At 56.8% G+C, this 24671-nt stretch carries 25 protein-coding genes; 4 read left to right on the top strand and 21 right to left on the bottom strand.

The genetic code is table 11. The features are described 5' to 3' along the window. Positions 1 to 30: 30 nt before the first annotated feature. The 3 genes from rpoB to rplJ all read right to left on the bottom strand — a co-directional run bounded on the left by rpoB (position 31) and on the right by rplJ (position 5387). Positions 31 to 4164 (bottom strand): DNA-directed RNA polymerase subunit beta, encoded by a 4134-nt coding sequence (rpoB, locus tag AC2FLB_RS13365; RefSeq protein ID WP_271949830.1) that lies wholly within the window; start codon positions 4162 to 4164, stop codon positions 31 to 33. A gap of 250 nt (positions 4165 to 4414) precedes the next feature. Continuing rightward, positions 4415 to 4789, bottom strand: coding sequence for a 50S ribosomal protein L7/L12 (rplL, locus tag AC2FLB_RS13360; protein ID WP_142636911.1), 375 nt, complete (start codon positions 4787 to 4789; stop codon positions 4415 to 4417). 79 nt (positions 4790 to 4868) lie between these two features. Then, positions 4869 to 5387 carry a 50S ribosomal protein L10 gene (gene rplJ / locus AC2FLB_RS13355; protein WP_142636913.1) on the bottom strand — a complete coding sequence of 173 codons (519 nt, stop codon included), beginning with the start codon at positions 5385 to 5387 and terminating at the stop codon, positions 4869 to 4871. 401 nt (positions 5388 to 5788) lie between these two features. Between rplJ and AC2FLB_RS13350 the strand changes: the two genes are divergently transcribed. Further along, the gene (locus AC2FLB_RS13350) at positions 5789 to 6748 is read left to right on the top strand and encodes a phosphotransferase (protein ID WP_496709413.1); all 960 of its coding nucleotides are present in this window, start codon (positions 5789 to 5791) and stop codon (positions 6746 to 6748) included. 70 nt (positions 6749 to 6818) lie between these two features. On the opposite strand, the gene rplA is transcribed toward AC2FLB_RS13350, so the two are convergent. The 12 genes from rplA to AC2FLB_RS13290 all read right to left on the bottom strand — a co-directional run bounded on the left by rplA (position 6819) and on the right by AC2FLB_RS13290 (position 17228). Then, a complete protein-coding gene (gene rplA / locus AC2FLB_RS13345; RefSeq protein ID WP_142636917.1) occupies positions 6819 to 7517 on the bottom strand; it encodes a 50S ribosomal protein L1 in 699 nt (232 codons plus the stop codon). Between the two features lies 1 nt (position 7518). Further along, complete coding sequence (rplK, locus tag AC2FLB_RS13340) at positions 7519 to 7968, bottom strand: 50S ribosomal protein L11 (RefSeq protein ID WP_085823307.1); 450 nt, start codon at positions 7966 to 7968, stop codon at positions 7519 to 7521. Positions 7969 to 8888: 920 nt separating this feature from the next. Beyond that, positions 8889 to 9119 carry a hypothetical protein gene (locus tag AC2FLB_RS13335; RefSeq protein WP_496692469.1) on the bottom strand — a complete coding sequence of 77 codons (231 nt, stop codon included), beginning with the start codon at positions 9117 to 9119 and terminating at the stop codon, positions 8889 to 8891. 36 nt (positions 9120 to 9155) lie between these two features. Then, positions 9156 to 10019, bottom strand: a complete 864-nt coding sequence (locus AC2FLB_RS13330; protein WP_271949824.1) for an EamA family transporter — start codon at positions 10017 to 10019, stop codon at positions 9156 to 9158. A 3-nt stretch (positions 10020 to 10022) separates the two neighbouring features. Beyond that, on the bottom strand, positions 10023 to 10808 hold the full coding sequence (locus AC2FLB_RS13325; RefSeq protein ID WP_496709412.1) for a phosphodiesterase: 786 nt from the start codon (positions 10806 to 10808) through the stop codon (positions 10023 to 10025). A 207-nt stretch (positions 10809 to 11015) separates the two neighbouring features. Continuing rightward, on the bottom strand, positions 11016 to 11549 hold the full coding sequence (gene nusG / locus AC2FLB_RS13320; protein ID WP_142637254.1) for a transcription termination/antitermination protein NusG: 534 nt from the start codon (positions 11547 to 11549) through the stop codon (positions 11016 to 11018). A 201-nt stretch (positions 11550 to 11750) separates the two neighbouring features. Then, complete coding sequence (gene secE, locus AC2FLB_RS13315; RefSeq protein ID WP_142636925.1) at positions 11751 to 11948, bottom strand: preprotein translocase subunit SecE; 198 nt, start codon at positions 11946 to 11948, stop codon at positions 11751 to 11753. Positions 11949 to 12018: 70 nt separating this feature from the next. Next, positions 12019 to 12177 carry a cbb3-type cytochrome oxidase assembly protein CcoS gene (ccoS, locus tag AC2FLB_RS13310; RefSeq protein ID WP_142636927.1) on the bottom strand — a complete coding sequence of 53 codons (159 nt, stop codon included), beginning with the start codon at positions 12175 to 12177 and terminating at the stop codon, positions 12019 to 12021. 5 nt (positions 12178 to 12182) lie between these two features. Further along, complete coding sequence (locus AC2FLB_RS13305) at positions 12183 to 14360, bottom strand: heavy metal translocating P-type ATPase (protein ID WP_496709411.1); 2178 nt, start codon at positions 14358 to 14360, stop codon at positions 12183 to 12185. Between the two features lie 3 nt (positions 14361 to 14363). Continuing rightward, the gene (locus AC2FLB_RS13300) at positions 14364 to 14822 is read right to left on the bottom strand and encodes a FixH family protein (protein WP_281973106.1); all 459 of its coding nucleotides are present in this window, start codon (positions 14820 to 14822) and stop codon (positions 14364 to 14366) included. Between the two features lie 2 nt (positions 14823 to 14824). Continuing rightward, a complete protein-coding gene (gene ccoG, locus AC2FLB_RS13295) occupies positions 14825 to 16252 on the bottom strand; it encodes a cytochrome c oxidase accessory protein CcoG (RefSeq protein ID WP_496706749.1) in 1428 nt (475 codons plus the stop codon). A 100-nt stretch (positions 16253 to 16352) separates the two neighbouring features. Further along, entirely contained in the window at positions 16353 to 17228 is an 876-nt protein-coding gene (locus AC2FLB_RS13290; RefSeq protein WP_496709410.1) for a LysR family transcriptional regulator, read from the bottom strand. A gap of 100 nt (positions 17229 to 17328) precedes the next feature. Between AC2FLB_RS13290 and AC2FLB_RS13285 the strand changes: the two genes are divergently transcribed. Beyond that, positions 17329 to 17511, top strand: a complete 183-nt coding sequence (locus tag AC2FLB_RS13285; protein ID WP_142636937.1) for a hypothetical protein — start codon at positions 17329 to 17331, stop codon at positions 17509 to 17511. Between the two features lie 103 nt (positions 17512 to 17614). On the opposite strand, the gene ccoP is transcribed toward AC2FLB_RS13285, so the two are convergent. The 4 genes from ccoP to ccoN are packed head-to-tail and all read right to left on the bottom strand — an operon-like array spanning position 17615 to position 21049. Next, the gene (ccoP, locus tag AC2FLB_RS13280; protein WP_142636939.1) at positions 17615 to 18478 is read right to left on the bottom strand and encodes a cytochrome-c oxidase, cbb3-type subunit III; all 864 of its coding nucleotides are present in this window, start codon (positions 18476 to 18478) and stop codon (positions 17615 to 17617) included. Beyond that, the gene (locus AC2FLB_RS13275) at positions 18475 to 18687 is read right to left on the bottom strand and encodes a cbb3-type cytochrome oxidase subunit 3 (protein ID WP_142636941.1); all 213 of its coding nucleotides are present in this window, start codon (positions 18685 to 18687) and stop codon (positions 18475 to 18477) included. The genes ccoP and AC2FLB_RS13275 overlap by 4 nt, the downstream gene beginning before the upstream one ends. A gap of 11 nt (positions 18688 to 18698) precedes the next feature. Further along, positions 18699 to 19427, bottom strand: coding sequence for a cytochrome-c oxidase, cbb3-type subunit II (ccoO, locus tag AC2FLB_RS13270; RefSeq protein ID WP_142636943.1), 729 nt, complete (start codon positions 19425 to 19427; stop codon positions 18699 to 18701). A 14-nt stretch (positions 19428 to 19441) separates the two neighbouring features. After that, the gene (ccoN, locus tag AC2FLB_RS13265) at positions 19442 to 21049 is read right to left on the bottom strand and encodes a cytochrome-c oxidase, cbb3-type subunit I (protein ID WP_142636945.1); all 1608 of its coding nucleotides are present in this window, start codon (positions 21047 to 21049) and stop codon (positions 19442 to 19444) included. A 195-nt stretch (positions 21050 to 21244) separates the two neighbouring features. Between ccoN and AC2FLB_RS13260 the strand changes: the two genes are divergently transcribed. Next, on the top strand, positions 21245 to 22084 hold the full coding sequence (locus AC2FLB_RS13260; protein WP_142636947.1) for a universal stress protein: 840 nt from the start codon (positions 21245 to 21247) through the stop codon (positions 22082 to 22084). A 28-nt stretch (positions 22085 to 22112) separates the two neighbouring features. Here the strand turns inward: AC2FLB_RS13260 and AC2FLB_RS13255 are convergent, their stop codons facing one another. Together AC2FLB_RS13255 and fnrL are read right to left on the bottom strand one after the other, a co-directional pair. Next, the gene (locus AC2FLB_RS13255) at positions 22113 to 22367 is read right to left on the bottom strand and encodes a GlsB/YeaQ/YmgE family stress response membrane protein (protein WP_142636950.1); all 255 of its coding nucleotides are present in this window, start codon (positions 22365 to 22367) and stop codon (positions 22113 to 22115) included. A 72-nt stretch (positions 22368 to 22439) separates the two neighbouring features. Beyond that, positions 22440 to 23183, bottom strand: coding sequence for a transcriptional regulator FnrL (fnrL, locus tag AC2FLB_RS13250; RefSeq protein ID WP_281973102.1), 744 nt, complete (start codon positions 23181 to 23183; stop codon positions 22440 to 22442). Positions 23184 to 23244: 61 nt separating this feature from the next. Between fnrL and hemN the strand changes: the two genes are divergently transcribed. Beyond that, positions 23245 to 24600, top strand: a complete 1356-nt coding sequence (gene hemN / locus AC2FLB_RS13245) for an oxygen-independent coproporphyrinogen III oxidase (RefSeq protein WP_496709409.1) — start codon at positions 23245 to 23247, stop codon at positions 24598 to 24600. Positions 24601 to 24671 lie beyond the last annotated feature (71 nt).

The following is a 24671-nucleotide window of genomic DNA, read 5'->3' as shown; positions in this document are numbered from 1 at the left end:
GGATGGGATGAGTTTGGGGCGTTGCCGCCCCTACTCTTCCTCCGCATCCAGGAGTTCCATATTCAGGCCGAGGCCACGGACTTCTTTCACCAGAACGTTAAACGATTCCGGTACGCCCGCTTCAAAGTTATCCTCGCCCTTGACGATCGACTCGTACACTTTGGTCCGGCCGGCGACGTCATCCGATTTCACGGTGAGCATTTCCTGTAGGGTGTAGGCGGCGCCATAAGCTTCCAGAGCCCAGACTTCCATCTCACCAAAGCGCTGACCACCGAACTGCGCCTTACCACCCAGCGGCTGCTGGGTAACCAGGCTGTACGGCCCGGTTGAACGCGCGTGGATTTTGTCATCCACAAGGTGGTGCAGTTTCAGCAGGTACTTGATACCCACGGTCACCGGACGTGCAAACTGCTCACCCGTACGACCGTCGAACAGAACCGACTGACCGCTTTGCGAGAAGCCCGCGCGCACCAGAGCGTCATTGACGTCTGCCTCTTTGGCGCCATCAAAGACCGGAGTCGCGATCGGAACACCACGGGTCACGTTGCCCGCAGCCTCGATCAGGTGACCCTCGTCCATGCCAGTGATGCCTTCTTCATAGACATCGTCGCCATAGGCCAGCTTCATTGCTTCGCGAACCGGGGTAAGGTCGCCAGAGCGGCGATATTCACCCAGCGCGTCGTCGATGTTCAGACCCAGACCGCGCGCGGCCCAACCCATGTGGGTTTCAAGGATCTGACCAACGTTCATACGCGAAGGAACACCTAGCGGGTTCAGACAGAAGTCAACCGGTGTACCATCGGCCAGGAACGGCATGTCTTCCATCGGAACAACCTTGGAAATTACACCTTTGTTCCCGTGACGACCGGCCATCTTATCGCCCGGCTGCAGCTTGCGCTTCACGGCGATGAAGACTTTGACCATCTTCATCACACCCGGCGGCAGGTCGTCGCCGCGACGAACCTTCTCGACCTTGTCTTCGAAACGGGCGTCCAGAGCACGCTTTTGCACTTCGTACTGCTCATTCAGAGCCTCAACGATCTGTGCGTCCTGCTCATCTTCCAGCGCCAGCTGCCACCACTGACCACGGGTCAGGGTTTCCAACAGGTCCTCGGTGATCACCGACCCTGGCTTGACGCCTTTCGGGCCTTTGACCGCGGTTTTACCCATGATCAGGCCTTGCAGGCGCGCATAGATGTTGCGGTCCAGGATCGCCAGCTCATCGTCCCGGTCACGGGCCAGACGTTCGACTTCTTCCCGCTCGATCTGCAGCGCACGCTCGTCTTTCTCGACGCCGTGACGGTTGAAGACGCGGACCTCAACGACCGTACCGTAATCGCCCGGCTTCACGCGCAGCGAAGTGTCGCGCACGTCAGATGCTTTTTCGCCAAAGATGGCGCGCAGCAGCTTTTCTTCCGGGGTCATCGGGCTTTCGCCCTTCGGAGTGATCTTGCCGACCAGAATATCGCCCGGTTCAACATCCGCGCCGATGTAAACGATGCCCGCCTCGTCGAGGTTGCGCAGCGCTTCTTCACCGACGTTCGGAATGTCGCGGGTGATCTCTTCCGGACCCAGCTTGGTGTCACGGGCGGCGACTTCAAATTCCTCGATATGGACCGAGGTAAAGACGTCGTCACGCGCAATACGTTCCGAGATCAGAATCGAGTCTTCGTAGTTGTAACCGTTCCACGGCATGAACGCGACGACCACGTTCTTACCCAGGGCCAGTTCACCCATATCAGTCGACGGACCATCGGCAATGACCTCGCCCTTCTGGACGGTGTCACCCACCTTGATCAGCGGACGCTGGTTGATGCAGGTGTTCTGGTTCGACCGCTGGAATTTGCGCAGACGATAGATGTCAACGCCAGCGTCGCCCAGTTCCAGATCCTCAGTCGCGCGGATAACGATACGCTGGGCATCGACCTGGTCGATGATACCGGCGCGTTTCGCCTGAATTGCAGCGCCTGAGTCAATCGCAACCTTTTCCTCGATCCCGGTGCCAATCAGCGGCGCCTCGGCCCGCAGCAGTGGAACCGCCTGACGTTGCATGTTCGAGCCCATCAGAGCGCGGTTGGCGTCGTCATTTTCAAGGAACGGGATCAGCGATGCAGCAACCGATACCAGCTGTTTTGGGCTGACGTCGATCAGGTCCACATTCTCGCGCGGGGCCAGAGTGTAGTCACCTGACTGGCGGGTCGAAACCAGATCGTTGATGAACTTGCCATCCGTATCCAGTGTCGCGTTCGCCTGTGCCACTGTGTGACGCATTTCCTCGGTCGCGGACATGTAGTGAACCTCATCAGTCACCTCAGCGTCTTTGACGACGCGGTACGGTGTTTCGATGAAGCCATACTTGTTCACACGGGCAAAGGTGGCCAGCGAGTTGATCAGACCGATGTTCGGGCCTTCCGGCGTTTCAATCGGGCACATCCGGCCATAGTGTGTCGGATGAACGTCGCGCACCTCAAAGCCCGCACGCTCGCGTGTCAGACCACCGGGGCCAAGCGCCGAGAGGCGGCGTTTGTGGGTGACTTCCGACAGCGGGTTGGTCTGGTCCATGAACTGCGACAACTGCGACGAGCCGAAGAATTCGCGGACAGCAGCAGCAGCCGGTTTCGCATTGATCAGGTCCTGCGGCATGACTGTGTCGATCTCGACCGACGACATACGCTCTTTGATCGCGCGCTCCATGCGCAGCAGGCCAACGCGGTACTGGTTTTCCATCAGTTCGCCGACCGAACGCACACGACGGTTGCCGAGGTGGTCGATATCGTCGATGTCCCCTTTGCCGTCACGCAGTTCAACCAGAGCCTTGATGCAGGCCACGATGTCTTCGCGGCGCAGGGTGCGCAGCGTATCGGGCGCATCCAGAGCCAGACGCATGTTCATCTTTACACGGCCAACGGCGGACAGGTCATAGCGCTCGCTGTCAAAGAACAGCGTTTCGAACAGCGCCGAGGCCGCTTCGACGGTGGGCGGCTCACCCGGGCGCATGACGCGATAGATGTCCATCAGCGCTGTGTCGCGGCCCATGTTCTTGTCTGCCGCCATGGTGTTACGCATGTAGGGGCCGACATTGATGTTGTCGATATCCAGAACCGGAATATCGGTGACGCCCGCGTCGATCAGCTCTTTCGCGGTGCCTCCGATCAGCTCGCCGTCTTTGTCGTATTCCAGCGTCAGCTCATCACCAGCTTCGACATAGATCGCGCCGGTTTCTTCGTTGATGATGTCCTTGGCGACAAACTTCCCGACGATGTGATCGAACGGAACCAACAGCTCGGTGACGTTGCCTTCATCGATCAGCTTCTTGACCGCGCGCGGGGTGACTTTCTTGCCCGCTTCGGCAATCACCTCACCGGATTTGGCGTCGATCAGGTCATAGGTCGGACGCGTACCGCGTGCACGCTCGGGGAAGAACGGTGCAATCCAGCCCTTCTTCTTGTCCAGCTTGTACGACACCGTGTTGTAATAGGCGTCCATGATCGCTTCTTGATCCAGACCCAGCGCATACAGCAGGGTTGTCACAGGCAGTTTGCGGCGACGGTCGATACGGGCGAACACGATGTCCTTGGCGTCGAACTCAAAGTCCAGCCAGCTGCCGCGATACGGGATGATGCGGCAGGCAAACAACAGCTTGCCCGAGGAATGGGTCTTGCCCTTGTCGTGGTCAAAGAACACACCAGGCGAACGGTGCATTTGGGACACGATCACACGCTCGGTACCGTTCACAATGAACGTCCCGTTTGGTGTCATCAGGGGCATATCCCCCATGAACACGTCCTGTTCCTTGATGTCTTTGACCGACTTGGCGCCAGTGTCCTCGTCGACATCAAACACGATCAGACGCAGAGTGACTTTCAGCGGCGCGCTGTAGGTCATGTCGCGCTGCATGCACTCTTCGACGTCGTATTTGGGTTTTTCCAAATCGTATTTCACGAACTCCAGAACGGAGGTTTCGTTGAAATCCTTGATCGGGAAAACCGACTGGAACACGCCTTTGATGCCTTCGCCGTCTGTCGGCACATCTGCATCGCCGGAGCGCAGGAATAGATCATAAGAAGATTTTTGCACCTCAATGAGGTTCGGCATCTCCAGCACTTCGCGGATTTTGCCGTAATATTTCCGAAGACGTTTCTGGCCAAGGAACGATTGAGCCATGTCAGATGTCACCTTTCGATGTTCTCAGCGGACAAAGACACCGTCGGGCCCCGGTGCCTTGCACATTAGAGACAACACGTCCGGATCAATTCGTGGCCACCGTCCCGAATGGCAGCCTCCCGATCCATGAACCGCGTCTTAGAAAACACCCCAATCCATGAGGTCCTTTCTAAGACAGGTTCGGCTGGACCCGGATTTCTCCGGGACCAGCCAAATTTCCGGTGCATCTGCGATGCACCAAAAGACTGACTTAGGCCAGTTCGACCTCGGCGCCAGCTGCTTCCAGCTTGCCTTTGATGTCTTCGGCTTCGTCTTTCGACACAGCTTCTTTGATCTTGCCGCCAGCTTCGACCAGCTCTTTGGCTTCTTTCAGGCCCAGACCGGTGATGCCGCGAACTTCTTTGATCACGTTGATTTTCGAAGCGCCGGCGTTCTTCAGAACGACGTCGAATTCGGTTTTTTCTTCCTCAGCTGCGCCACCGGCGTCGCCACCGGCTGCCATGACAACCGCGCCGCCAGCTGCGGGCTCGATGCCATATTCGTCTTTGAGGATGGTTTTCAGTTCTTGTGCTTCCAGCAGGGTCAGACCCACGATGCTTTCTGCGAGTGCTTTCAGATCAGCCATTTTATCAGCTCTTTCCGTTTACAGTGTGTGTTCCAACGTCAGGGTGACTACCCTACGCAGATCATTCAGTGCCAACCGCTTACGCAGCTTCCGCCTTCTCTTCGATGGTGGAAAGGATGCTTGCGATGTTGCTTGCAGGTGCGCCAATTGCGCCAGCGATGTTCGAAGCAGGTGCGCCCAGCATGCCCGCGATAGTAGCAATAAGCTCCTCGCGCGAAGGCATTTTGGACACGGCTTCAACGCCGGCACGATCCAGAGCGTTCTCACCCATTGCACCGCCAAGAATTTCGAACTTTTGGTTCTCTTTGGCGTAGTCCTGGGCCACTTTGGCTGCTGCCACAGGGTCCTCAGAATAGGTCAGAACGGTCATCCCCGTCAGCAGGTCGGCAATGCTTTCACATGGCTTTCCGTCGAGGGCGATTTTGGCGAGCCTGTTCTTGGCAACACGCACGGCACCACCCGCGTCACGAGCACGTGCGCGAAGGTCCTGCATCTCGGCAACTGTCAGACCGGCGTAGTGTGCAACCACTACGACGCCAGAGCTTTCGAAGATTTGGCCGAGCTCGTCGACCACTTTCTCTTTCTGGGCTCTATCCACAGTTTTCTCCAAGTTAGGGGTGATATCTCACCCCGGCTCATATTTGCCGCAGCTTACGCTCCGGCGTTCAGGTCCGTTGTTACGGGATTAGCCAAAATTCGCCCGAGGATCGAAGCCCTCAGAATTCTTTGGTCTTACCCGCCTCAGGCAGGGAATTAAGGGGCCAGATGACACCACCCACCGTCTTGGACGAAACAAAATAAAGCGCACGACGAATCGCACGCTTTACTTCGCAGCTCTCTTTATGGCAGTTACGCCGGGTTTCCAAGGGGTAAATTGGGCAGAAACCGGAAATGATCGAGCAGCGCAGCTGGCACCGGAACAGTGTCCTAGATTGACATGTTCCATGCGCTGAGGTCCAGTCTGGCTAAGCCCCTTTCTTCTTAGGTATCCATCCCTGAATGCTGACCCTCACCACAGACGAATACGAACGCGCGCGCGACTTTGTTCAGGAGTTCCTGGATCAAACGCCAGAGGATGGACCGGCGGGTTTCGAATGCGTCTATCGTTCTCATGATTTTGCGGGCTCGCGTATAGTGCTCAGGGTCCAGCGTGCGGGTCGGGATTATGCCCTCAAGGTGGATCTACTGTCGCCTGATACCGGCCGTCTGCGCGATGAGTTTGATATGCTCAGAAAGCTGACCGACCACTTTGCGCAATACGAAAGCGCCGATGTTGTCGATCCAGTCTATATGTCACCGGGTGAGGCGTTTTTTGTGACGCAGTTTATTGACCGCCCCACCGCTGCGGATCTTATCTATAACAGCCCGGATGACGACCAGATCGGCCGCATCTATCGGCGCGCCGGATCGTGGCTGAACGATTTGCACAGCTTTCAGCCCGTCAAGACCTATGATTTCCGCCCTAGCTGGATGATCGACAGGCTTCAGGCTTTGCTACGTCTTGCCCCGGACACAGCACAGCTCCGGGGGCGGAATATGGTCCAGCATCTGACCGACGAGGCATTACAGCTAAAAGGCACCCCTGAACTGCTGGTCCTTGCACACGGAGATTGTCACAGTCAAAATCTGATCGTCGGGCATGGCGAAATGATCGGCCTGGATTTTACCGAAACGCGGGAAAAGCTAGCTTTGTATGATATTGTCGACTTTCTAAAGTCCGATATCTTTCGCGATGGCACTGATGATCAGGTTGATCAAAGCGGCATCCTGAAAACAAACAAAGACATGTTCTTTCGCAAATATCGCCATCCAATTCAGATGGACGTTCTGGATATGTGCATGCGCGCACGTCTAGTGATGGATTGGCTGGACTTATGGCGATTGGACAGATCCTGCAGCGAATACGAGAGCTTTCGCAGAGACCGCCTGAACCTGCGCCTGCAAGCCGTGTATGAGTGAGGGCTGAAAAAGAAAGACCCGAACAGCCTTCACCGTTCGGGTCTAATCATTTTAGCTGTAAGCTAGGGGCTTACTCGCCCGCAGCAGCAGCCACATCCAGAGTCACGCCTGGGCCCATGGTCGAGCTCAGCGCGATTTTCTTCATGTAAGTGCCTTTGGCGCCTGTTGGCTTGGCTTTGGCAACAGCGGTCACAAATGCACGAACGTTTTCTGCCAGTTTGGCTTCGTCGAAGGACGCTTTGCCAACACCAGCGTGCACAACGCCGCCTTTTTCAGCTTTGAACTGAACTTCGCCGCCTTTGGCTGCTTCTACGGCCGCTTTCACGTCCATGGTCACAGTGCCAACCTTGGGGTTCGGCATCAGGTTGCGGGGGCCCAGAACTTTTCCAAGACGACCAACGATGGGCATCATGTCCGGGGTTGCTATGCAACGATCGAATTCAATGGTGCCGCCCTGAATGGTTTCCATCAGGTCTTCTGCACCAATGATATCCGCGCCTGCTTCTTTCGCTTCGTCAGCCTTGGGGCCACGAGCGAATACAGCAACGCGCATTGTTTTACCGGTGCCATTCGGCAGGCCAACAACGCCACGAACCATCTGGTCCGCGTGACGGGTGTCAACGCCCAGGTTCAGAGCGATTTCGATGGTCTCATCGAATTTCGAAGTTGCGTTGGCTTTGACCAGGGCAACTGCTTCTTCGACCGACAGGTTTTCCTTGCCAGCGACAGCTTCGCGCGCAGCGCGGGTACGTTTACCGAGTTTTGCCATCTTACTTCACCTCGATGCCCATAGAGCGGGCCGAGCCCAGGATGATCTGCATTGCGCCTTCGACGTCGTTGGCGTTGAGATCTTTCATTTTTGCTTCGGCGATTTCACGAACCTGCTTCGAGGTCACGGATGCCACAGTCTCACGACCTGGGTTTTCCGCGCCACGGGGGCGGTTACGCTTGCCAACCGGCTTCAGGCCAGCTGCTTTTTTCAGGTAATAAGACGCAGGCGGCGTCTTGATGTCCATGGTGAAGGACTTGTCCTGATAATAGGTGATCACGGTCGGGCAAGGCGCGCCTTGCTCCATGTCTGCGGTCTTGGCGTTGAACGCCTTGCAGAATTCCATGATGTTGATGCCGCGCTGACCCAGCGCCGGACCAACTGGCGGCGACGGGTTCGCCTGACCTGCAGGAACCTGCAGTTTCATTGTACCAGCAAGCTTCTTGGCCATTTGGTTTTCCTTTCAACTAAGGTGAAACGCGTTTCACCCAGATTATGTTGCGTGGTTCGATCCGGGATCGCGATCCCGGTAATCTCCCACGAGAGAATCTCGCCCAAAGACGATAGAGGCGGCATGTACAGGGGAACGGAAGTATTGGCAAGGGTTTGAATCACGGCCTGAAGCAGCCACATCGAACCCAAACTGACCCTCGCTCCAAAGCTAAGCAACAGCAAAACAGCATCTGTCATCGCCCAATGATATTGCACAGGCTACATGCACAACCTTGCGGGCTATCAGAGCAACTTAGCAGCCGCCATAGTTCTTGTTTCCACTCGCCGTGATTGTGTAGGTTCCGCCTCTTGGACCCGTGTAGCATCGTGAGGTCACGCGCCTAATGCTGGCAACCGGTCGGCGGTACGAAGATACTTTCCTGATCTGAGCACCCCACTCACACGCGAGACCATCGCCATCAAGATCCAAATTATGTGGATCAGAAAGAGGTCCACCAGACGCTAAGAAGAACCTTTGCGCTGCTGCGCCATTCGGAAAGTCATCACAATCATAGTCACCCCCTGCTGCCTCGGATGAAAACGGTCGCTCGTAGGATTTGGTCCCAGCTGTAGACAGGCTGTACTGACCATAATTGCTATAACCACATTGGTTTACTTTTCGAGCAGCCAGCTCTGCTTCGATCATCAGTTTCCCCCGCAATGTCGTACTTGGGAGCCGATATGCGGAACACAGCTCTGCGGACGATGCGCGCGCTACTTTCGAGGACAACACTTCGGGTGACAAAACATCAGCGGTACACGCAGCCAAAATCAAGAAAACAAAATAGATGAACGCACGCATGAAAAACGCCTTGTGGTCACTTTTCGGAAAAAACATTCGGTCAAATCAATAGGGCAGTTATGTACCAACCCAGATCATCAATGTAAACGTTCAGCCATCCAAGATGCCGCACTGGCTAGGGCAATGCGGCCCCTCAAAATCCACCGAATAAATTTTGCCTCCTGCCTCTGGTCATCCACGCCCTCGACAATCCCGTCGAAATCCACGAATGGACCAGAGTAGGCCGTGACCTTCTCGCCGATTTCGAACGAGATCATCAGCTTGGGCGCTTCGCCACCTCGCCGAGTGATGTAGAAAACCTGGTGCACCTCTGCCTTGCTTGCCAGTTGTCGCGCAAAGGCTAATCAGGACTGTGTGATTGCCAATATCCCAAGCGCGATCAGGCTGGCCCAGCCGATGCGGTGAAGAAAGCGCGGCTCTTTCAGGACGAGCGCGGCAAGGACTACGGATACCGGAATCGAGGCCTGCCGGACTGCGCTGACAGGTGCGGCCTCGGCGCCTAACTGGAAAGCTCTCAGGATAAAAAGATAAGATAGATAGGATGCAATCCCTGCGAATACGATCCGCCACGGGGCGTGTGTCCAGCCTCGTACCACGCCCAGAAATGGGGTCGACATATGGCGATCTTCCCAGGCCCGGATGCCGGCAAGGGTCAATGTCACCAGGATATAACAGTAGAACAGGAAAGGCGCGGGGGTTGTTTTTTGCATAGCGCTCGCATCGCTCAGCGAATAGGCGGCCGAGCCAAGCATCGCCATGACAGCCAGCGCAAAAGCCTTGTGATCATGCAGCAACCCGCCCGGCGATTTCTGGATCATCAGGCTGCCCATCAGGACCAGCGAAATCCCCACAAGGATGAGCCACGAATACTGTTGATCCAGCGCAAGCCAGCTAAAGGCAACGATGGCAATCGGCGAGGACCGGATGATCGGATAATACACCGAAAGGTTGCCCCGGCGCAGGGCTGAAAGCGTGCCATAGTAATAAAAACTCAACCCCAGGGAAGAAACCAGCACCAGAGGCCAGACCTCGCGGCTGACGGTCAGGGGTTGGCCGACCAGTCGAGCGTGAAGCGCCGCAAGAATGACCCAGGTCAGCGCTACACCGACATAACAGGACACCGGATGCGCCGTGTCTTTCAACAACAGATCCCGCAGCGGATGTGTCGCCGCCGAAATCAGAACAAGAACAATCAGGCCAAGTTCCATATCTCAGGTCTGATGAAGCGGATTGCGCTGCAGAAAGGTGTTATAGTGCACAGTCATCTGGTCGTCCGCGATCTGCACAACACCATAGGCTGGCGGTTCATCACAGAATTCCCCGTCAACGCTGTCGGCAGTCAGAGGGATTTGGTGATTGATGCTGGGCAGGCTGGTGAACGGGATGCCACGCCAGTTCACATAGGTCATGCGATGGACATGCCCATAGAAGACGTGGCGAATGTTACGCCCGTGACCGAGTGTTTCAAAAAACACTTCGGCTTCGACCAGGCGGATGTCGTCCACATAGGGAATGCCGATGTCAAAAGGCGGGTGGTGCATGAACAAATAGCAGGGCTTATCCCCCGCCGAGATCAGCTGTTCTTTCAGCCAATTCAAGCGCAAGGTGCACAGCTGGCCTTCATGCATATCCGCACCGTCTTTTGTCGTATCCAGAAAGATAAACTTTCCCGCGCCGGTCTCGATGCTGTGCTGAACAAAGCCATTTGAATCCACAGGGTCATCCGTAAAGACCGTTCTGAAAACGTTACGATCATCATGGTTGCCGATCATCAGGTGACAAGGAAGCTGGAAACCGTCCAGATGTGACTTGAGCACCTGATAGGCTTCAGCCCTTCCAAACTCGGCCAGGTCGCCAGATATCACGCAAAACGCTGCATCCGAATGCCATTTGGCGATATCCTCAAGGCAACGGGCAAATTGGGTCGAAGGAACGCCGCCATTCAGGTGCCCGTCTTGGTCAACAAGGTGGATATCTGTGATATGTATGAATTTCATCTACCTGCCCACTTGCCTTGCATGGTTGTCCAAATATGCCAGGCGGCCGGGTTCCATCCCGATTGGTTACGACAAAGATTATCCCGATTTCGACAGATCAGTTCCGCCCTGATTTGCCCAGGTCTGATAACGGGCTGAAGGCTCCAAAACAAGAAACGCCGCAGTGCCCAGGGCAACGCGGCGTTGTCAAATTTCGCTAATTGGAAATTAGCTTTGTTTGGTGACCTGAGTGAAGTCCAGCTCGACCGGGGTTTCTCGGCCAAAGATCGAGACCGAGACCTTCAGCTTCTGGTTATCGTCATCCACACCTTCGACCATGCCGTCGAAATCTTCGAACGGACCGTCATTCACCTTGACCTTCTCGCCAATTTCGAACGAGATCATCAGCTTGGGCGCTTCTTCGCCCTCCTGGACACGGTTGAGGATCTGGTTCACCTCGGCATCGCGCATCGGCATCGGGCGGCCTTGCGGACCCAGAAAACCAGTGACCCGGTTGATCGAGTTGACCAGGTGATACCCTTGATCCGACATTTCCATATGCACCAGCACGTAACCCGGCATAAAGCGACGTTCGGTTGTGACTTTCTTGCCCCGGCGCACTTCGATCACCTCTTCGGTGGGCACCAGAACTTCGTCAATGTCATCCTCAAGGCCCTGCTCGGCCACCGACGTGCGGATCTGCTCTGCGATCTTCTTTTCGAAATTCGAAAGAACGCTGACCGAGTACCACCGTTTCGCCATGAACCTGTCGTCCTTGTTTGCCTTCGGCTGCATTCCATCTACCGGAAAAGCCGTTATTGAAAATCTGTCGCGTCACCCGGAATAAAAAGCGGCGCACAGCCCGAATCGCCGCACGCCCATTCCGAATAGTACCGCGTCACCTACTCTGACATCGCAAGCTGTGCAAGGGGGCAGCGACGTTTCCGACCTGCCCGGCCCGGTTTAACCGAACATGCCCAGAATCAGCTGCAGGCCACCACGAATACCAAGATCGACCAGCGCAAAGAACACAGCCGTCAGTGCTGCCATGATGAACACCATGACCGTGGTCAGCAACACCTCGCGGCGGGTTGGCCAGACGACCTTTGAAACCTCGGCACGGACCTGCTGAATAAACTGGATCGGATTCATAGTTGCCATTTGGCTTTGTTCTCTCTGCTAGCGGATGGGCCGGACATAACCGGGCATTGAGGCAATTTCAAGGGGGCCGTCAGGGCTTGGGCTTATCGTCCCATTCGTCGCTTAGAATGCGGCGCGCATCGCCTTCAGGGTCGTCATACTGGTTCGACCGAACGGTATAGATGAACGCAAACAGGCCAACCCCTCCCAAAAGCAGGGAAATCGGTATGAGATAGGCCAGAACTTCCATTCAGATCACCTTAGCCGCAGCGCGTTCAGAGAAACGGTAATGGACGAGGTCGACATTGCCAATGCCGCGATCAGCGGCGTGGCTAGGCCCGCAACCGCCAGCGGCACTGCAATGATATTATAGATGGTTGCAATACGGAAGTTCTCGCGAATCCGTTTCGTTGCCTTAACCGCGGTATCGCAGGCACCCGCAATCGGCGACAGGTCGTTACCCAACAGCACGATATCGGATGCCACGCGCGCAGCATCTAGCGCCGAGGCCGGTGAAATCGACACATGCGCCGCGGCCAGCGCCGCCGTGTCGTTCAGCCCGTCACCAACCATCAGGACGTGGCAGCCTTGATCCCGCAGGCTTTGCACATGGGTTGCCTTGTCCTGCGGCAGGGCCTGCGCAATCCATGTCTCAATCCCCAGCTTACCGGCCAGCATCTCAACCGCGCCTTGCGTATCGCCCGAGATCAAAATGACCTTTTTCCCCTCATCGCGAAACGCCTGAACCGCCTCAGCCGCACCGGCGCGCAATTTGTCCGAGAACAAGAACACTGAAGGCGCCCGCCCTGCTGACGACAGCCAGGCCGCAGTTTGTTCAGCCTCTTGCCCACCGGTCCATTCGGCGCGTCCCAGACGCACGGGATGGTCCTGAAAGATGCCTTCGGTGCCGTACCCCGGAACTTCAGAGATCCCCTCGACATTTGCGGGCGTGACCCCCGCTTGACGGGCAGCCTGCGCCAGCGCAACAGAGAGCGGGTGCGACGAGGCCTCGGCCAGTGCCAGTGCAATTTCCAGATCGCCGGGCGCATGATCCGCAAGATTGGTCAGCTCCGGCGTTCCCGAGGTCAGTGTTCCCGTCTTGTCGAACACAACCGTATCCACCTCGGCCAGGCGCTCCAACGCTGTGGCGTGTTTGATCAGCATCCCCTTGCGGAACAACCGGCCCGAGGCCGCAGTCGTCACCGCCGGCACGGCCAGACCCAGCGCACAGGGGCAGGTGATGATCAGAACCGCTGCTGCGATATTCAGCGCGGTGCGGATATCGCCGGAATAGATATACCAGCCCAGAAAGCTCAGCGCCGACAGGATATGCACGCCCGGTGCATAAAGCTTGGCTGCCTTATCCGCCAGCGAAGTATAACGCGACCGCCCAGATTCCGCGATGGCCACAAGATCGGCCATGCGGTGCAGCGAGGTATCCTCACCCACGGCTGTCGCCCGTACGGTCAATGGACCCGTTAAATTTACCTCGCCAGCACTGACCGTCAGACCGGTTTCCGCAAATACCGGCAAGGTTTCACCCGTCAGCAGCGATCGGTCGAGCTCGGATTGCCCGGAAACGATTTCGCCATCCACCGGCATCCGGCCTCCGGGACGTACCAGGATCAGATCACCCACGCTCAGCGTTGCGACGGGCGCCTCAACTTCTTGACCATCGGCCAGCCTGATCGCGCGCGGAACTTCCAACGCGGTCAACTCCTCGGCTGCGGATCGGGCGGCGGCGCGGGTACGGTAATCCAGATAGCGACCGGCCAGCAGAAAGAACGTCAGGGTCAGGGCGGCGTCAAAATAGGCGTGCTCACCACTCAGCGCGGTTTCCCACAGCGATGTGGCCAATGCCAACAGGATTGCCAACACGATCGGCACATCCATATTCAGGCGACCGACGCGCAAGGCGCTCCAGGCATTGGCAAAGAAGGGCTGCGCCGAAAACGCGATCGCAGGCAAAGCAATCGCTGCCGAAATCCAGTGGAACATGTCCCGCGTTGCATCGGTCGCCCCTGACCAGACAGAGACAGACAGCAACATTACATTCATCGAGGCAAAACCAGCCACCGCCAACCGCATCAACAGGTCGCGACCAGCCTTGTCGGACTGCGTGGCAGACAGGGATCCAGGGTCCAGCTCGTGCGCCTCAAAGCCTGCGCGTTCAAGCACCGGGATCAGATCGGCGGCCCGCAGATCGGGCGCGGCTTTGACCATCGCGCGTTTCAAGGTCAGGTTCACGCGCGCGTCCTCGACTCCGGGCTGGGCATTCAATTCACGCTCGACCGTGGCAATACAGGCCGAGCAGTGAATTCCCGGCAATGACAGCGCGATCTGCACATCCTGCGGGATCGGCCTTGCGGGCTCTGCCGGGGCGGCGATACAGCCGGGGCAAGCTGCGGTGCCAGAGGACATCTGCGCAGACATCCCCTAGCCCTTCACATAAAGCGGCACGCGCTGTGCAAACTCGGCCCCGCTGTGATCTTTGGCAACCAGCCGAATGTTCCAGTTGCCCGGACCCAGCGATGCCGGAGTCGCATATGCAGTCCCGTCGAATGTGAAATCAGGAGCAAAATCATCTTTGACATGGGTCGCGCGGCCCACAACGGCCTGCAGGTCAGCCACCTTGACCGGTGCGCCCGTCTGATCGGTTATATGCAGGATCAGCAAGCCGCCCGACATCTCGGCGCGGATAAACCAGCCCAGCGCCTGATGTTCCTTCAGGCGTTCGTTGAATTCCTGGCTGGCGACATAGGAATTCTTGACCTCGAGCCCCGGAAAGGTCTTCACCGCGCTATAGGCCAGAACCAGGTTCACCGTGATGATCACGCCAAAGGATGCAACGAACACAGCCAGCGCATGTTTGCCGGTGAATTTACGTTCAGCCATGTTCAGTTCCCTCGTCCGTTAAACGTGGTGTCCTTATAGGCGCGCTCACCGCTCTGCAGGTCTTCGACCCAGATGCGGACCGGCGTCGTATCCAAAGTTGCTGGCCCGGTGTCGCCCGATGCGACGATGTAAACACGGGTCAACTGTGCCGTGTCCGCCGTCACATTGACAGTCTCACCTTCAACCCCCTCGATCTGTATCTTCAGGGCCGGATCACCGGACAGGGTCAGTTGGAATGGGCGGTCCTCGCCATGTTTGTTCCGCAGTCGTACATCATAAGTGTTACGAATAGTGCCGTCAGAAAGGGTTACAAATGTCGGGTTTCGCACCGGCGCTACGGTCAGATCAATGTCAGACCGGATGAACAGGGCGAACAAAAGCGCGAAGCCAACCGCAGACCACATACCCGTATACATGATGGTCCGAGGCCGCAGGATGTGTTTCCAGACATTCTTGGGCGGATCACCGGCGCGTTCACTCGATTCGTCGCTCAACGCCATGTAGTCGATCAAGCCACGCGGCTTGCCAATTTTGGCCATCATGTCATCGCAGGCGTCGATGCACAGCGCACAGGTGATACATTCAAGCTGCTGACCGTCGCGGATGTCGATACCGACAGGGCAGACATTCACACAGGCCATGCAATCAATGCAGTCCCCAAGATCGGAATCCGCGGTCCGCTTGCCTTTGCCGCGCGGTTCACCGCGCCATTCGCGATACCCAACCACCAGAGTATCCTCGTCCATCATCGCGGCCTGAATGCGCGGCCAGGGACAGGCGTAAATACAGATCTGCTCGCGTGCGAACCCACCGAACAAAAAGGTCGTCCCCGTCAGGATCAATATGGTTGTATAGGCGACCGGATGTGCATTTCCGGTCACTAGATCACGGACCAGCGTTGGCGCATCAGCGAAATAGAACACCCACGCACCACCCGTTGCCAGACCAATAAACAGCCAGGCGACCCATTTGGTGACGCGCAGCCTTGCTTTGTGGAAATCCATCTTTTTCTGACGATGCAGGCGCAGACGGGCGTTTCGATCACCTTCGATCCAGCGCTCGACCAAGATATACAAATCAGTCCAGACGGTCTGCGGGCAGGCATAGCCGCACCACACGCGCCCCAGCGCCGATGTAAACAGAAACAGGCCCAGACCGGCCATGATCAGCAACCCGGCCACGAAATAGAACTCGTGCGGCCAGATCTCGATCCAGAAAAAGTAAAAGCGCCGGTTGGCCAGATCCAGCAGCACCGCCTGGTCCGGAAGGCTGGGACCGCGATCCCATCTGATCCAGGGTGTGACGTAATAGATCCCCAGCGTTACCGCCATGATGAACCATTTCAGGTTGCGAAACGGGCCGGACACGCGGCGGGGAAAGATCGGTTCGCGCGCTGCGTATAGGCTGGGGGCGGGGTCGGAATCGCTCACGGGCTGGCTCCAGATGTAGCTGTTCTACGGCGTCTTCTTCCAGATCATACGGGCAGCCACTTTGACATGGGTCAAAAGCGCATCGTAAAGACACCTTTTGTCACATCTTACCAGCTTGCCGCCTGAGCCACCTGATAAATATCTTCACCCCTGGACGAAGCGGCATATTACCGGTGACAATATGGTATCCGCGCCCGTCGGGTTCGCGGAACAGTTCGACCAATCGACCCGCAATGATATCCGCTTCGACAAAATGCCGCACGGTGGCTGTTACACCCTGCCCGGCGCGCACTCCCTCAAGCAGCAGGTTTCCCGGCAAGGCGATGCGGCCAGCGCCGGGGCTGTGGTCCACGCCGTGACGGGCCAGCCATTGCGTTGCCTCCGTTGTGCCGAACTCCTCAAGCCAGGGCAGACGGCTGAGTGCTTTAGGTGTCACAGGTGCCCGCCCAGTCAACAGGGATGGCGCGGCGACAATCACGATCGGACTTTGCAACAGCAGTTCGGCCGTCACATCGGGCCAGTCCCCTGCCCCATATCTGATCGCCAGATCCACGCCGCCCGGGCGCAGATCGACCAACCGGGGCGAGGGATCCAGCGCAAGGTGAATGCCTGGATGCTCGGCCTGAAATGCGGGCAAGCGCGGCATAAGCCATGAAGCTGCGAAAGAGGCCGTCAGCGATACGTGGACCGGGCGATCCTCGGTTGCACGCTTCAGGTCAGTGACCGCCGCACCTATGGCCCCAAATCCCAAATGCAGGGCACGCGCCAGAACCTTGCCCTCGGCCGTCAGGGTCATGGATTTACCGGATCGGTCCAGAAGGGCCAGATCCAGGTGTTTTTCAAGCGCACGCAGTTGTTGGCTGATCGCTGCGTGACTGACATTCAGCGACGCCCCTGCCTGAACAACATTTCCAGTCTCAGCAAAGGCAGAAAAGGCGCGCAAAGCCGCAAGCGGCGGCATATCCATCCAGTTCATCTGTAAGTCCTACTTACATATTGGAATGGTAATTGAGTCGCATTTATCAGGCTAAAGATCAATCCTGATAACAGCGGCAACACAATCCAGGAGGGATCAGATGCTTGCGATACTGGCACGAAGTTTCATGGTAGCCACCAAAACAGAGGCTAACGGCAAAGGCACTGGCACAGATAGCCGTGACCTTGCGCGCGGCAGTTGGCTGCCGGACCATCACTGGTGGATTGAAAAGTCTGGCCCGCGCGAAAAGGCGCATCTGGACTGCACCAATGGGGGCCTGTAGTCTGAAAATAGTAGCACCGGCTGTTCAGGAAACGCGCGAACAGAGAGAACAGCCGGTGCCTTAACCTTCGGGCGGCGAACCGTCCGAAGGTATTCTTTTGGCCTTACTGACCGCCACCCAACTGGTGGACATAGGCCGTCACAGCGCGGATCTGCGCGTCGGTAAGGCGGTTTTCCCAAGCAGGCATTACACCGAAACGGCTATTGGTCACGGTCTCAGTCAATGCCTCTGCGTCGCCACCATAGAGCCAGATCGCATCGGTCAGGTTGGGTGCGCCCTGAAAGACGTCACCAGTGCCATCCTCGCCATGACAGGACGAACAGTTATCTTCGAAGACGACCTTGCCTGCCTGCGCAGCTACGTCATCAGTCTGCGCATTGGTCAGGGACATCACGTATTGAACCACTTGGGTGATCTCGTCATGTTCCAGGATTTCGCCAAATGCAGGCATTTCGGAATAGCGCGCATCGTCGCTTTCCTCGTTGCGAATGCCATAGGCGATTGTGGTCTCGATATCCTCAAGCGAACCGCCCCACAGCCAGGCGTCATCCAGCAGGTTCGGGAATCCTGGTGCACCCTGCGCGCCTGAGCCGTGGCATTGCGCACACCAGGTACGGAACACCGCGCCCCCGGCATTCGCCGCGTATTGCTGCAGTTCGGGATCTGCCGAGATATCTTCAAGCGATGTTTCCACAAGCTTGGCGTTCCAAGGGGCATTCGCCTCTTCAAACGCAATCATCTCTTCTTGTACCAGAGCGCGAGAGGACCAGCCCAAAACGCCAGCAGTGGCGGATTGAACCAAGGGCCATGCGGGATACATGATCGTATAGATCACCGCCCAGAAGATGGTGGCGTAGAATGTCCACAACCACCAGCGCGGCATCGGGTTTTCGAATTCTTCGATACCATCCCAGCTGTGGCCGGTTGTACTCGGATCACCCGGCTGTTTTTCAGGTGTCTTGCTCATTGCCGCGCCTCCTTGGATGTGGCGGGATTGTCGTCGCCCCGCAGGGGCGCTGGTGCATCATCATGCCGAAACGGGATATTCGCGGTGTCCTTGTATTCCTTGCTGGAACCCGGGCGAAAAACCCAGATTATGATCCCAACAAAGAAAACAAAGAGCAGCAGCAACATCCAGCTATCCGCGAATTGCCGTAAGAGTGTATATTCTTCCATCACACTCTCCTTTACCGGTTCGCGTCTGGGGTGAAGGTCGAGAAATCGACCAGCGTTCCCAGCATCTGCAGATAAGCGACCATCGCATCCGCTTCAGTCAGCTCGGGCTGACCATCGAAGTTCCGCACGCTGACCTTGTCACCATAGCGTTCCAGCAGGCCGTCATAGTCACTGTCGGGATCGGCCTGCGCCCGGAAATCCGCCACGGCGTTCTCCAGCATCTCTTCGGTATAGGGCGTGCCTACCAGCGCATTCGCCTTCATGACATCACCGATATACTTACCGTCAATCTTGCGATGCTCGAGGAAGCCGTATTTCGGCATTACAGATTCAGGCACCACCGACTGCGGGTTGCGCAGGTGATCCACATGCCACTGGTCAGAATAACGACCACCGACACGGGCCAGATCAGGGCCGGTGCGTTTGGACCCCCACTGGAACGGATGATCATACATTGATTCAGCCGCCAGCGAGTAGTGGCCATAGCGCTCGACCTCATCCCGCATCGGGCGGATCATCTGACTGTGGCAGACATAGCAACCTTCGCGGATATAGATGTCACGGCCCGCCATTTCCAAGGGGGTGTAAGGGCGCATGCCCTCCACCTTTTCGATGGTGTTCTCAAGATAGAACAGCGGGGTGATCTGCACGATGCCACCGATGGTCACGACCAGGAAGCTGAAGATCAGCAGGAGGGTCGCGTTGGTCTCGAGGATCTTATGTTTGTCGAGAATTGCCATTGCTCCGGCCCTCCTTATTCAGCCGGGACCGCGACGGTCAGGCTGGCCTCTTTGGCCGGCGCTTTCCGCACAGTCATCCACAGGTTGTAGCACATGATCAGCGCCCCAGCGAGGAACATGACCCCACCCAGAGCTCGCACCACATACATCGGGAACTTGGCAGCCACGGTGTCGGCGAACGAGTTCACAAGGAAACCGTTGGCATCCACTTCGCGCCACATCAGGCCTTCCATGATACCTGTCACCCACATCGACGCGGCGTAGAGCACGATGCCGATAGTGGCGAGCCAGAAGTGCCAGCTGACCATTTGCAACGAATACAGACGCTCACGCTTCCACAAGACAGGAACCAGGAAGTACAGAGCACCAAAGGTGATCATGCCGTTCCAACCCAGCGCACCCGAATGCACGTGACCAATGGTCCAGTCGGTATAGTGGCTCAAAGAGTTAACCGCTCGGATCGACATCATCGGGCCCTCAAAAGTGGACATGCCATAGAAGCCGACCGAAATCACCATCATCCGGATCACCGGGTCCGTACGCAGCTTGTCCCACGCACCCGATAGGGTCATCAGGCCGTTGATCATGCCACCCCAGGACGGCATCCACAGCACGATCGAGAACACCATGCCCAGTGTCGAGGCCCAGTCGGGCAGCGCTGTATAGTGCAAATGGTGCGGACCAGCCCAGATATACAGGAAGATCAGCGCCCAGAAGTGGATGATCGACAGCTTGTAACTGAACACCGGACGTTCGGCCTGTTTCGGGATGAAATAGTACATCATGCCCAGGAAACCGGCAGTCAGGAAAAAGCCCACAGCATTGTGGCCGTACCACCACTGGATCATTGCGTCCTGAACGCCTGACCAGACGATGACAGATTTCGAACCCCAGATGCTGACAGGGATAGTCATGTTGTTGACCAGATGCAGCATGGCGACGGTAACGATAAAGGCCAGGTAGAACCAGTTCGCCACATAGATATGAGGCTCTTTCCGCCTGACGATTGTTCCCAGGAACACGGCAAGATAGGCCACCCAGACGATGGTCAGCCACAGATCGACATACCACTCCGGCTCGGCGTATTCCTTGGACTGGGTTCCGCCCAGCACATACCCGGTCGCAGCCAGCACAATGAACAGCTGGTAGCCCCAGAAAACGAACCATGCCAGATTGCCGCCCCACAGGCGCGCGGCGCTGGTCCGCTGGACGACGTAGAAGGACGTTGCGATTAGTGCGTTGCCGCCAAAGGCAAAGATAACCGCCGATGTATGTAGCGGACGCAATCGGCCAAAATTCAGATATCCTTGTGCCCATTCAAAGTTCAGCACCGGATAGGCCAGCTGAAAGGCGATGAATGTCCCGGCAAGAAAACCAACCACGCCCCAAAAGGCCGTCGCGATTACGCCGTAACGGACCACATCGTCCATGTATTCGCCTGAACGATCTATGAGGATATCTGGCTCATCCGTGTTTCTAAGCGTCCAGATGAACAATCCCGCGGCGATCAACATCACCAGAATTGCATGCACCTGATACGCCAAATCGCGTGCATAATTGGTCCCGATCGCTGCAAACAGCACGATCAGACCAAGCACGATCAGCTTGATGTAATTTGACATATTGCGTCCCTTTGCCATGCTCCGCGCGATTCTTTTTTGTCGCGGAACCCATTTGACTGGTCGTTGTTTTGTCCGAGGACAGCCCAAACTGCTTTGATCTGTATCAAGACAGAATAGCGAATATTATGACAAGGCTACAGAAATGATTTGGCCGGAATGTCGCGGACGGAACGGCCCTGGAGGCAAGAGGTCAAGATGGCGTATAAGTCCCTTCTCACAGTTCTAACGGAAACGGAACAATCGGCCCCGGCGCTGGCACAGATGGCAGCCCTGGCCACAGCCCAGGATGCGCATGCCGAAGCCCTGTGCCTGGGGGTCGATCGCAGTCAGACCGGTTATTACTATGCTGGCGCCAACGCGCTGATTCTGCAGGAGACCCTGTCCCGCGCCAAAGCAGAGGCCGAGGACACCCTGCACTATGCAGAGACCTATCTGAACAGTTCCGGCGTACGCTGGTCTGCGGAAAGCGGCGTGGCCCAGATTGCCGATATTGGTCGCCACGTTGCCCATCGGGCGCGGTTCTCGGACCTTGTTATTTTGCCGCAACCTTACGGAAAAGACCGCAGCGTCGAAGCAGAGCCTATCGTCGAGGCAGCCATGTTCGAAGGTCACGCTCCGGTTCTGGTCATACCCGAAAACACGACGCCTTTTGACAAGCCCGGTACTGTCTTGGTCGGCTGGAACGAAAGCGTCGAAGCCATGCGCGCAATTCGCTGCGCCCTACCCTTCCTGATCGGGGCCGATCAGGTGCGGATCGTGGTGATCGACCCACCAACGCATGGGCCGGATCGCTCGGACCCCGGTGGGTTGTTGTCCCAGATGCTGTCGCGCCACGGAGTTAAGTGCGAAATCGACGTGCTCAGCAAAACAATGTCGCGTGTATCGGACATCCTGAACCGCCATGCGACGGATACCGAAACAGATATGATCGTCATGGGCGCCTATGGGCATTCCCGATTCCGAGAAGCCATCCTGGGCGGCGCGACACGCAATATGCTGGAACAATCGACTGTTCCGGTGTTCATGGCACATTGAAACGGCAGAGCCGCCCAGCGAGCGGCTTTTATCCGCGTTTCACAAGGCCGATCAGGAAAAGCAGAATGATTGCCCCAATGGTGGCGAAAATAATTGACGAGACCAGACCGCCGCCAACGGCAAAACCAAGGGCTGGGAAAATTAGCCCGGCCAGAAATGCCCCGACAACGCCAACGATGATGTTACCAATCAAGCCGAATCCCCGGCCTTCCATGATCTTTCCGGACAACCATCCCGCGATGGCACCAATAAGCAGCATGGCCAAAAGGCTGCTGAATCCCATGACTTACTCCTGACGCAGTTTCACTGGTCCCACTAAACCACGGTTAAGACAACGGGTCACGCCGTATGTGAATCACACCAGATATCCGCCATCGGAATCGTCGCCTGCCTCTTCCATCAACCGGCCCATATCCGGAACAGATACACGGCGCTTGCCTTCTAGCAAGATGATCTCGTCTTTCTTCAAGGCGGATATCTGACGGCTGACGGTTTCCAGTGTAAGGCCAAGGTAGTCTGCCATCGCCTCGCGCGTCAGCGGAAGATCAAAAACGATTGGGCTGGAACTCCCGTTCTGCCCAATCGAAGCATCCCGGCGCGCGATGATAGACAACAGGCTTGCGATTTTTTCGCGCGCAGTCTTGCGCCCCAGCACCAGCATCCATTCACGGGCAGCGTCAAGCTCATCCAATGTCATCTGAAGCAAACGATGCGCGATATGCGGAGTAGCACCCATCAGTTCTTCGAACGGCTTCTTACGGAAACAGCACATGACAATGTCAGTCGTTGCCACGACGTCGTAAGGCGCTGAATCTCGACCGGGACGACCGACGAAATCGCTGGGCAGCAAAAGGCCAACCATCTGCGTGCGCCCATCTTCCATGGTCTGAGTCAAAGAAGCGATCCCCGACACGACCGAGCCCACGAAATTCATCTGATCACCGGACCAGATGATTGTCTGCCCAGCCTCGAAGCTGCGATAATATTTAATACCTTCAAGAAGCTCCAGCTCATGAACATCGCAATGCGCACAGACTGCTCTGTGGCGGATTGGACAATCTTCACAGTTTGTATGATCGATTTTGAAAATCTGTGTCATGCGCGTTCCCACTTGATCTCTATCAAGGTTGCTAGGCGTGCCGTCCTCTAACGGTATCGCCATGATAGTTAAACCACAACTTGCAAAGCTTGGACTATTTGACGCGAAAGTACCGCGCTACACAAGCTATCCAACAGCCCCTCACTTCAACAATGATGTGGGGGTAAACCTTTACGAAGACTGGATTACCGGCATTAAACCCGGCAGCTCCGTCTCGTTGTACATACACGTGCCCTTCTGCCGCAGGCTGTGTTGGTTTTGTGCCTGCCGAACACAGGGGACGCAAACTGACAACCCGGTCATCGCCTATGTCGACGTCCTCAAGGCCGAGCTTGATCTGCTGGCCGCGCGCCTGCCTCAAGGCGTCACCCTGTCGCGTCTGCACTGGGGCGGTGGCACACCAACGCTGTTGAATCCCGATCTGATGCGGGATCTGGCCACACGCATTCTGGATGTTGTACCGCTGGGCCCGGGTGCTGAATTCTCGGTCGAAATCGACCCGAACGAGATTGACCAGGCCCGACTGGACGCGTTGGCCGAAGCGGGCATGAACCGTGCCTCGATCGGCGTGCAGGATTTCGACGATGAGATTCAGAAAACTATCGGTCGCGTCCAAAGCTATGACACCACGCGCGCAGCTGTGGACATGATCCGTGCCCGCGGCATTACCAGCCTGAACGCTGATATCCTGTACGGTCTGCCGCATCAGACCAAATCAAGGATGACAGAAAGCGTACAGAAACTGCTGTCACTGAACCCCGACCGCGTTGCGCTGTATGGATACGCCCACGTGCCGTGGATGGCCAAACGGCAACAGTTGATTCCTTCGGACGCATTGCCCACGCCCGAGCAACGTCTGGAGCTGTTCGAGACAGCCCGTCGACTGTTCCTCTGGGATGATTACGCCGAGATCGGAATTGACCACTTTGCCACGCAGGATGATGGTCTGGCACATGCGCTCAGGGCCGGGCGACTGAAACGGAACTTTCAGGGTTATACGGATGATCAGGCCGAGGTGCTGATCGGTGTGGGCGCAAGCTCGATCTCGCGATTTCCTCAGGGCTACGCCCAGAACGCACCGGCAACATCGGCCTATACGAAAGCCATCCGCGAGGGGCGCTTTGCAACCTCGCGCGGACATTTGTTCAAAGGGCAGGACATTTTGCGCGCACGTCTGATCGAAGCGCTGATGTGTGATTTTCAGATCAATTCGGCTGAGATTCTGCGTGACCACAACATATCCGCCCAAGAGCTGACCGAGATGTACGAAAGGGCCAATGCCGACTTCAACAATCTGCTACACGTCACCAAGGATGGCCTGTTCATTCCACCCGAGGCCCGGCCGCTGACCCGAATGATTGCCCGCAGCTTTGACGCCTATGACCTGAGCAAGGCAGGCCACAGCTCGGCGATCTGATCGCTTACAGGTGGGCCCGGTTGTGCGGCCCGCCGCTTAGATACCAGTACAGGGGCTTGACGCGAGCCTCT

This window comes from Ruegeria sp. CDSA236, from assembly GCF_059611285.1.
The sequence above is the reverse complement of the archived record's forward strand: the minus strand, read 5'-3'. Positions and strand labels throughout refer to the sequence as shown.